Below are 9326 nucleotides of genomic sequence, written 5' to 3' on the forward strand. Positions count from 1 at the left end.
CGTGGCCCCGGCGGCGCCTGCTCCTGCGAGCCAGGAGGTGGTCGTGTGGGGATCACCACCGCCCTCGGCAGCGCCCGTCGCCAGCGCGGCCTCCGGCACGCCCGGGCCGACGGGAATCGGGGCCGTGACGGCGCTCTGCTCCGGAGTCTCGGCGCGGCGAACCTCACCGGCCTCGACGGTGTCTGCGCCCGCGGCGGCGGCGTCGGCTTCGCGGGCCTGTTCGGCTGCGTCCGGGGTGGTCGCCAGGACTTCCTGGTCGGCGACCGTCATGGCCGACCAGGGCGCGATCTGGGCGGCATAGTCGGCCGGGGAGATCGGCCCGAGGTTCTGGTTGAGCGTCAGGTGGCACAGCGTGTCGAGATCGTTCGGGACACCCACCGCGAGTTCGGACGGGCGGGGCACACCACCGACGACCCGGGGGGCGGGCTGAAGGCCGACATCGCCGGCATACGGCCAGCGACCGGTCAATCCCGCATAGGAGAGCGCCACCAGCCCCTTGGCATCGCGTCGCAGCGCGCGCCGGCCGCCGATGTGATCCTGCCCGGCCAGCGCCGCCTGAGTGGCCAGGCCGGCCACCTTCACCGAGCCGTCGGGCATGCGCAACACATTGTCCGGCGTCAGGCCGAGGTGATGCAGGCCGCGGCGGCGCGCGGCGTCGAGCCCCAGCGCGGCTTCGCCAGTCAGGCGCCGGACTTCTTCCGCGGCCATGCCGAAGGCACCCGCCAACTCGGTGAGCGAGCGTGCCCCCTCGAGGCTCTCCTCGACGAAATAGACCCAGCCGTCGACCTCGGCGATATCCAGGACGCGCACCAACCGGTGATTGTCGACGCCCGCGGCCCGCTGGGCGGCGTCGTAGACCCCAGCCGCGAGGGGGCTGTCGTCGGGCAGCACGACGAGCGTGACCGACCGGTCCAAGCGGTCGTCACGCACGGCCCACGCCTGGGCATCGCCCTGCTCGGAGAGCAAGCGAACCAGGGTGTAGCGGCCACCGACCACCACACCGGGGAGCAAGCCGGTCACATTGGCTCCTTTTCGACTTGAGGGAAGCTTACGGTCCGACACCGACAAGGCCGGGCATTGACCCGGCAACCCGGCCCGATCGCCGTCCGTGGTTCAGCGGCGCGCGAGCCGCCGGGCGATCGGCGCCACCAGATCGTCGACCTCGCGCACCCGCATCCGGTGAGCAATCGCCCAGGCCACCGCGAGATAGAGCGAGCCGAGCACGCCCAAGACCAGCAGCGCCCCTAGCCGGTTGGTGGTGAGCGACTCGGGGACGACGCGCAACACGGCATACGTCAAACCGCCGGCGGCGATGCTCGCCAGTCCCAACCGGATGTTGGTGCGCATGGCCCTGGTCAGGCCCAGCCGGCCGACGCGGCGGCGCAACAGCCAAAATCCCCAACCGGCGCCGACCGCATTGCTGACGGTCTGGCCGATGCCCACCCACAGGCCCGTCTGCGTGGCCGGCCGCACGGCCCCGATCAGGTTGAAGATCGTCGCGATGATCGTGATGACGACCTGGATGTTGAAGGGCGTGCGTGCGTCCTCGTACGCATAGAAGACCCGCTGCACGAGATAGACCCAACCGAAGGGCAGAAGTCCTAGCAGCATCGCGGTGAGCAGGTGGGCCACAGCGAGGGTGTCGGCCCGCGACTGGCCGAAGAAGACGAAGACCGCCAGCGGCGCGAACAACACCCCGGCCAGGCTGATCGGCACGAGCAGCGGGGCGGGCATCCGCAGCCCACGACCGAGGTCGGCCAGCACCTCGCCCGTATGCCCAGCGTGGGCCGCCTTGGCGAGCCGCACAAAGAGCGCTGTGGTCAAGGAAACCGTGACCAGGGAGTGCGGCAGCATGAAGAGGAGGAAGGCGTTGTCGTAGGAGAACTTGCCCGCCGCGGTCAGGCCCTGGGCGTTGGCCAGGTCCGTCGCTCGCGTGAGCACCTTGCTGGTGACGATGAAACCGAGTTGCCCCACCGCGATACCGGCGAAGGACCACAACGCGACGCGCGAGGCCGACCGCAGGCCGACACCGCGGAAGCCGAAGCGGGGCCGATAACGGAAGCCGCTGCGTCGCAGCGGAATCGCCAGGAAGATCCCCTGGACCACGATGGAGAGCGTCATGGTGCCGGCGAGGACCCAGATCATTGCGGCGGTCCAGCCGTCCGGGTCGGTGACGCCGCGCGGGTAGCCGAGGATCCAGAAGAGCGCGAGTCCCGCAATCGAGACGACATTGGCGAGCGCCGGCGCCCACATGAAGGCGGTGAAACGATTGCGGGCGTTCAGCACATTGCCGAGCAGGGTGTAGAGCCCGTAGAAGAAGATCTGCGGCAGGCACAGATAGGCGAAGACCGTCGCCAAGTGCAGGGCGCTTGGGCTTTCGGTCTGGGTGTATAGCCGGACCAACAGGGGTGCGGCCGCGATCGACAGCGCCGTCGTGAGGGCCATGAGCAGCAGCGAGAGGGTCAGCAGGCGGTTGACATAGTCCTCGCCGCCGTCGGGGTGCTTGGCAGCCTTGATGATCTGCGGAACGAGGACCGCATTAAGCACGCCACCGGCGAGCAGCAGGTTGATCGAGTTCGGCAAGGTGTTGGCCACCGAGAAGGCATCACCGGCCAGGCCAGTGATGCCGATGACGATGCCGAGCATGCTCTGCCGGACGACTCCCAGGATGCGCGAGACGAGGGTGCCGGAGGCCATGAGCGCGCTCGCCCGCCCCAGCCCGGCATTGGTCCCTGCGGCACGCTCGGTCGGGGTGTCGCTCACGAGCCGGCCTTTCGTCGACGCCGCCGGGTCCGGATCAGGCCGCTGGCAAAGAGGAGCAGGGCGGCGGCACCGATCACCCAGTAGATCCATGCCCCGGTGGGGTAGGCACGCACGAGCACCGTCGCGTCACCGCCTAGGCGCCGCCCGTCCGGGGTGGACAGCGACACCTTGATCGGGACATCGCCGGCCGCGAGCGCGGTCGCCCGGATGCGCAGATTCGCCCGGGACCGTGGCCCGATGTCTACCGGCGCGGGGGTCTGCTCCAGCCGGAAGCGGTTGCTCAGGGGCGTCAGGTCCACGCGCACCCCGTCGACGGCGACGTCGAGATCGTTGGTGACGGTCACCGTCAGTAGTCCGGAGTCGGCGAAGAAGTTGATCTTCTCGGGGGTCACGGCGACGCCCTTGCGGGCTTCGGCACCGGCCGCGCGCACCAGGCCGATCGCATGCCCCAGCGCCGCCGGATCGTCTCGCCAGCGGCTGGCGAGCAACTGGCGGAAGGTCTCGGTCCACAGCCCGAGATTGGCCTTGCCGTCCGCCCGCACCTGCGCCATCGCGGCGATGGACCGAAGCGCCGTAGTGGCCGCCCGCACTCGAGCCGGCGTCAGCGCCGCCGCGGGCGGGAGCACCTCCGCCGGCAGACCCGACTCGGCCGGGGGCGTCGTCGTCTGGGGCACGATCGGACCCAGCGCGGTTTCGGTGCGCAGGGCATCGAGGGACGTCGCGGTGATCCAGGGCGCGTCCAGGAGCCCGGCCAGGGCGGCATGCAAGCCCGAGGTGGCCGCAGGATCCAGACCACGAGGAATGGCGATCAGCACGCTGCGGCGGGTGCTCGGGAACTCGGCGAGCAGGCCCAGCGACTGCGCGAGCAGCAGTTGCCGCGTGGCCGTCCCGTCCGGATCCGCCGCGAGCCCGAGCAGGGCTCCACTCAGCGCGTCGTCATAGGCCAGCACCGCGGTTCCACCAGCGGCGCGATTCGCCGCGACGGGCGTATTGGTGCCGCCGAGCGAGCTACCCGCGCCGATGACGGCCGAGAGCGGGGCAGCGCCGTAGAGGGCGGTCAGGGCAGTTATCCGGTCGCCTCCGATCAGTCCGTCCGCCGGCCACGCCACGTCGACCCGGTGATGGCCGGGCAGGTCGGCGGCGACCCGAGTCGCGGTCGCGATCAGTCCCGGGAAGTAGCGATTCAGGTGGGTGGCGACCAGCGCGGACAGGTCGGGATCGGCATACGGCAGGACGAGGGCTGGCCGGGTGCCGAGGTCGTCGCGCAGGCGCGCGGCGAAGGAGCGGCGCAGCGCCGTCTCGGCCTTCTGGTCCGCACCGATCCGGTCCCACGCTGCCCCGGCGACATCGTCGAGCGGTCGCTCGGCGGGGATCTCGGCCGGCGGGTCGGCGATGGTCGGGTCGAGCGCCCAGGTCACCGGCAGATCGTCGGTGGCGTCGATCAGCTCCGGCAGTCGTCCCCCCGTCCCGAGCTGCCGCTCCCAGGCCGTATGCCGTTCGGGCCCGTAATCGCCCACCAGCGCCGAGTCGGGGGCCAGCGTCAACGGCGCGACCACGGCGAGCTGCAGGGGGACGTACTCCCTGCGCCGCTGGTAGGTGACGAAGCTGGTGATCCGGGCGCCGGCGGCGCTCAGGCTGATGGGCAGCGCGCCGTAGGCCGGGCCGGCCGTAGCGGCCGGGTCCTTCATGACGACCCGGAAGGACGCGCCCGCCCCGGGGGCCAGGCGCCCGGCCAGCGCATCGTGATCGAGGAGATCGCCGGTGTCTGCGACCTCGCCTGCGGCCCAGGCCGCGACGCCGGCTCGGTCGGTCAGGGGCGTAAAGGATCCGCGCAGTTGGACATCGGGGGCGTCAATGGAGTTGCTGCCGACATTGGTCACGCGACCGGTGATCACCACATCGTCGCCGTCGCCGGCCACCATGGGCGCGATGGTCGTCACGGCGATGCGGACCCCCGCCAGATCCGTGGCCGCGGTCGCGGTGGACGGGGCCACGCCCAGCAGGAGAAGCAGCGTGGTGAGGGCCGCCATAACGGGATGGCGCGGCATACGGCCGTGGGTCATTCGTCGCCGGCGAGGCGCTGCCAGGCCTCCCGGGCGATGCGCCGCTCGTTGGGGAAGGTCAGGTGCCGGTGCGCGTGCTCGAGCGGGAGCCAGGCGACGTCGACGGCCTCGTGGTCGGGGTCGTTCTCGATCGTCAAATAGCCCCCCACCGCCTCGAGAAGGTAGTGGTGGACGAACTTATGGACGCGCCGGTCGCCGGTGGCGAACCAGTAGTCGATGGTCCCGAGCTTGATGAGCACCCGCGCCTCGATGCCGGTCTCCTCGGCGACCTCGCGTGCCGCTGTCTCGCACAGGGTCTCGGCGCCCTCGATATGACCCTTCGGCAGGCACCATTCCAGGCGCCCGGCACGATTGCGGCGGGCGATGACGGCAATCCGCGCGACCCCGCCCTGAATGTCGACGACCACGCCCCCCGCGGAGCGTTCCTCGACGGCCGGCAGGCGGCGCGGGGCGCGTCCACCTGCAGCTTGGGTCATGGGGTCACTTTAGGCTGACAACGCTCCAGGGGGTCGGACCCGGTGGCGTTCGGCTCGGCCCGCCCCTGGGCAATACGGTTGGGCACCATGGAATCTCCGAGCCAGCAGGCCATGCGTCGCGCCCTGGCCAATCTGGGGCCGATGCTGCCGTTGTTGACCGAGCTGGGCGAGTTGTTCGCCGCGGCCGGCCACGAGGTGGCGCTCGTCGGCGGACCGGTCCGGGACGCCTTCCTTGGCCGGACCTCGCCCGATTTCGACTTCACGACGAGTGCGCGGCCCGAGCAGATCGAGGCGATCCTGCGGCCCTGGGCCGAGACCACCTGGGACGTCGGCCGGGCCTACGGCACGATCGGTGCGCTGCGGGGCAACACGACCTTCGAGGTGACGACCTATCGCGCCGATGCGTATGACCGCGTCACCCGCAAGCCCGTCGTCGCCTTCGGCGACAACCTCCACGACGACCTGCACCGGCGCGACTTCACCGTCAATGCGATGGCCCTGCGGCTGCCGGAGCTGACCTTCGTCGATCCGTATGACGGCTACGACGCCCTGCAGAAACGTCGCCTCCGCACGCCCGCACCGCCCGAGGTCAGCTTCGGCGACGACCCCTTGCGGATGATGCGCGCCGCGCGCTTCGCCGCGCAGCTTGGCTTCGACCTCGCCGCCGACGCGGCGGAAGCCATGCAGGCGATGGCCGGGTCGATCGAGATCGTGTCGGCGGAGCGCGTGCGCGACGAGCTGAGCAAGCTCCTGCTCGCGCAGTGGCCGCGCCGCGGCTTGGGGTTGCTGGTCGACTCCGGCCTGGCCGATCACGTCCTGCCCGAGCTGCCGGCGCTGCAGTTGGAGATCGACGAGCACCACCGCCACAAGGACGTCTACGAGCACACCCTGACCGTGGTCGAGCAGGCCATCGAGCTGGAGGGGCCGCCCGGGTCGGATCCGGCCCAGGTCCCGGGGCCGGATCTGATCCTGCGCCTGGCTGCGCTGCTGCACGATGTCGGCAAGCCCGCGACCCGACGCTTCGAGCGCGGTGGCGGGGTGTCCTTCCACCACCACGAGATCGTCGGGGCCAAGCTGACCCGCGCCCGGTTGCGGGCCTTGCGCTATGACAAGGAGACGGTCTCGGCGGTCTCCCGATTGGTGGAACTGCATCTGCGCTTCCACGGTTATGGGGACGGTCAGTGGACGGACTCGGCCGTGCGCCGCTATGTCACCGACGCGGGCGACCTGCTGCCCCGCCTGCACCGCTTGACCCGGGCCGATTCCACGACGCGCAATCAGCGCAAGGCGCGCCGGTTGGCGGCGACCTATGACGAGCTCGAGGTTCGCATCGAGCATTTGCTCGCCGCGGAGGAGCTGGGCAAGGTGCGACCCGAACTCGACGGCACCGAGATCGGCGAGCTGCTCGGGATCCCGCCCGGGCCGCTGGTCGGTCGCGCCTACAAATTCCTGCTGGGCGTCCGGCTCGATGAGGGGGTCGTTGGGCCCGAGGTGGCCCGTGAGCGGCTGCTGGCCTGGTGGGCGGAGCAACCCGAGTCACGGCCGTGAGGGCCGGCCCGACTTGACAACCATTCGGTCACGTCGCCCTGCCGTCGTCGGGGGTGCCGGTAGCGTTCGGTCATGGCAACACATGGGTGGGTGAAGCGGTCCGTCGGCATCGGCGCGGCGGCAGTGATCGCGGGTGTCCTGGCGGGGGCGCCCACCGCATCGGCGACGGGTGGCGGGTCGGGGGGCACACGGCATACGTCCTCGGGGGCGGTGCCGGCGTCGGTCACCGGGGCCGACCGGGTCGTGCCGCGGAGCGTGAGCGGTGGACCGGTGCTGCCCGGGCCGTCGACTGGAGGTGACCGTGCGCTGACCGGCACACACGGGATCTACCTCGTGCCGGTCTATTGGGGAAGCACCAAGCCGGCGGCGCTCGACAATGCGGAGCTCCAGTCGGCCATTGACGGGGCCAATACCTATTACACGGCGGCGTCGGGGGGCGCGCTGACGGTTCGTCAGGGCTGGGCGGAGGGCATCCCCGGGTGGAGCAAGATCACCTTGACCGACGCGCAGTCCACCTCCTGCGACCTCAAGGCGATCAATGACGCCGTGCGGGCGGTCGTCGGCTCGGCCGGGCCCCGGGATCACCTGGTGGTCTATCTGCCCAAGACGACCCAATGCACCTTCTCGGATCTGGAGACCTTCGGCCTGAGTGCGCGCGGTGATGGCTACAGCATCGTCAACGGCACCTTCACCACCGATATCGCCCTGCGCGTGATCGCCCACAACGGTTCGGTGCCGGCCGCGGGATCGCTCAACTGCACCTCGGGCGCGAGCGCGGTCCCGCTCTCGAGCACCTGCTCGGGCGTTGACTACAACAACCCCTGGGATCCTGCGAGCGCGCACCCCTACGGCCAGCCGGGAATGCCCCTGGCCGACACCTTGGCGACGTTGGGCATCCTCTCGGCCACCGACTACCCCGAGATCTCGCCCGGACCGACGAAGGCGCTCCCCTTGAAGCCGATGGAGTCCGGAGCCGGGTTGCGGGGTGCGTGGTTCGACCTCGAGGGCTATCGCTACTCCATCGAGTACCGCACGCCGAGGGGGCTGGACTCCTGGATAGATGACAAGAAGTGGTCGGGGCCGTTCGGCACGGTCTCGGACCCCGGCGGCCATATCGTCGTCCACCGTCAACCGCTGACCGGAGACGCCATCGACCGCTCGCGCCTGGTCGTCGACTTCCATCCGGATCTGGTCAACAGCGACACGCAGCGACACCCCGGCCTGTGGGACGGCGAGTCCTACACCAGCCCGGACGGCTCGTTCGCCTTGTCGGTGTCCGCGCCTTCCCCCACCGGGGCCACGGTTACCGTCTCCTTCCCGGCCCTCGACCGGGTCGTGCGGTGGTCGGGGCCGGATCGCTATGCGACGTCCGCGACGATCTCGGCGCAGACGTATGCCGCCGGTGTCTCGGTCGCCTATATCGCCTCCGGGTCGGTCTACACCGACGCGCTGTCCGGGGCTCCGGTAGCCGGCGACACCGACGGCCCGATTCTGCTGACGTCGGGCACGAGCATCCCGAGCGTCATCGCAGCGGAACTGAGCCGGCTCAAGCCCGGCAAGATCGTCATCTTCGGTGGCCCGGCCACGATCTCGCCGGATGTCGAGACAGCTCTCAAGGCCTATACGAGCGGAGCCGTGGAGCGGTGGAGCGGCGATGACCGGTTCACCACCTCGGCCGCCATCTCGGCGAAGTCCTATGCCCCAGGTGTCGCGACGGCCTATGTCGCCTCCGGCCGAGTCTTCACCGACGCCCTCTCTGGGGCGCCAGTGGCCGGCAAGAGCGCGGGGCCGGTGCTGCTCGTGGACACCAATGCTCTGCCGAGCGCGATCGGCACCGAGTTGCAGCGACTCAAGCCGGCCAAGATCGTCATCTTCGGTGGTCCCAACACCATCACCCCGGCCGTCGAGGCCTCGCTGCACGCGTATGCCGCGTCCGTCGAACGGTGGAGCGGTCCCGACCGCTTCACGACCTCGACCGCCATCACCCAGAAGGCCTACTCCACGCCCGGTGGGACGATCTTCATCGCCTCCGGCCGGGTCTATACCGATGCGCTCTCCGGTGCTCCGGTCGCCGGCACGATGGAGTCGCCGGTCCTCCTGGTCGACACCGATGCCCTGCCCGACGCCGTCGGTGCCGAGATCGACCGGCTCAAGCCGAGTCGCATCGTCATCCTCGGTGGCCCCAACACCATCTCGTACGGCGTGCAGGCAGCGTTGGCGGGGCACCTGAAGTAGCGCCGAGGCTCGGTCGCCCCAGGGGGGACGGATCGCCCGCCCGGGCGCGCGTCGCCGCGCGTTCGGCGGGCCGCGCCGGTACCGTGAGCCCCATGCGTCACATCACAGGGGACCGATCGACTCCGCGCGCTCGTCGCGCCCTGGCGACGACGGGGGCGATTGCCCTGGTCGTCGGCGGCCTGCTTGCCACGGGTGCCGGGAGCGCCGGCGCGGCCACGTCCGCGGGCGGTTCCACCGGGTC

At 70.7% G+C, this 9326-nt stretch carries 5 protein-coding genes and 1 pseudogene; 2 read left to right on the plus strand and 4 right to left on the minus strand.

Translation table 11 applies throughout. From position 1 onward, the window contains the following. The 4 genes and pseudogenes from PKH97_RS09990 to PKH97_RS10005 all read right to left on the minus strand — a co-directional run. Positions 1-1020 (minus strand): annotated as a pseudogene (locus tag PKH97_RS09990) (hypothetical protein); the annotation flags it as partial. 93 nt (positions 1021-1113) lie between these two features. Then, the gene (gene murJ, locus PKH97_RS09995; RefSeq protein ID WP_324387262.1) at positions 1114-2763 is read right to left on the minus strand and encodes a murein biosynthesis integral membrane protein MurJ; all 1650 of its coding nucleotides are present in this window, start codon (positions 2761-2763) and stop codon (positions 1114-1116) included. Then, positions 2760-4811, minus strand: coding sequence for a DUF6049 family protein (locus PKH97_RS10000; RefSeq protein WP_324387263.1), 2052 nt, complete (start codon positions 4809-4811; stop codon positions 2760-2762). The genes murJ and PKH97_RS10000 overlap by 4 nt, the downstream gene beginning before the upstream one ends. 11 nt (positions 4812-4822) lie before the next feature. After that, positions 4823-5302, minus strand: a complete 480-nt coding sequence (locus tag PKH97_RS10005) for an NUDIX hydrolase (RefSeq protein WP_324387264.1) — start codon at positions 5300-5302, stop codon at positions 4823-4825. Between the two features lie 87 nt (positions 5303-5389). On the opposite strand from PKH97_RS10005, the gene PKH97_RS10010 reads away from it, so the two are divergent. Continuing rightward, the gene (locus PKH97_RS10010; protein WP_324387265.1) at positions 5390-6850 is read left to right on the plus strand and encodes a CCA tRNA nucleotidyltransferase; all 1461 of its coding nucleotides are present in this window, start codon (positions 5390-5392) and stop codon (positions 6848-6850) included. Between the two features lie 72 nt (positions 6851-6922). Further along, a complete protein-coding gene (locus PKH97_RS10015) occupies positions 6923-9085 on the plus strand; it encodes a cell wall-binding repeat-containing protein (protein WP_324387266.1) in 2163 nt (720 codons plus the stop codon). The last annotated feature ends 241 nt before the right edge of the window (positions 9086-9326 follow it).

The organism is Nostocoides sp. (genome assembly GCF_035343835.1).
Lineage (GTDB): Bacteria > Actinomycetota > Actinomycetes > Actinomycetales > Dermatophilaceae > Nostocoides_A > Nostocoides_A vanveenii.